General features: G+C 71.7%; 1 pseudogene. It reads left to right on the top strand.

From position 1 onward, the window contains the following. Positions 1-189: 189 nt before the first annotated feature. Positions 190-477: pseudogene (locus LPA54_RS37450) on the top strand (SigE family RNA polymerase sigma factor); the annotation flags it as partial.

Here is a 477-nt window from a genome sequence, read left to right as displayed (position 1 = left end):
GGGACGTCTGGAGCCGGACGCGGGGACGTCCGTTCATATGAAACACAGGGGAAGAGCGGGACGCATGAGGGCATTCGATGCGCTGTCGGTGGTGCTGCCTGACGCGGGTGGGCGGTGGACGGTACCGGACGGCGCAGACGTGACGCCCGGCACGTACAACCCTTACGAGGGGAAGCGTGTCCAACTGGCGTGGCAGAGGTACTCGACTTCACAGCGCCCCGTGGCACGGCGTTCCGGCCGCCTCGCGGCACGCTCCGGCCCCGCGTGGCCGGTGCGTCCGGTGGCATGCCGGTGATCGCGCCCATGCCCGCAGCGCGCCCCGCCCGCATCCCCGGTCAGCGTGACGGCGCAGACGAGACGGTGGCGGCCGGCACCACGGTCGACCACCTCACCGAGACCTACCGCGCGCACTACCGCTCGCTGCTGGGACTCGCGGCGCTGCTCCTCGACGACACGGCCTCCTGCGAGGACGTCGTC

The sequence above is a fragment of the Streptomyces sp. DH12 genome, from assembly GCF_020873895.1.
In the GTDB taxonomy this organism is placed as follows: domain Bacteria; phylum Actinomycetota; class Actinomycetes; order Streptomycetales; family Streptomycetaceae; genus Streptomyces.
Note: the sequence above shows the minus strand (reverse complement) of the source record. Positions and strands in the feature narration are given on the sequence as shown.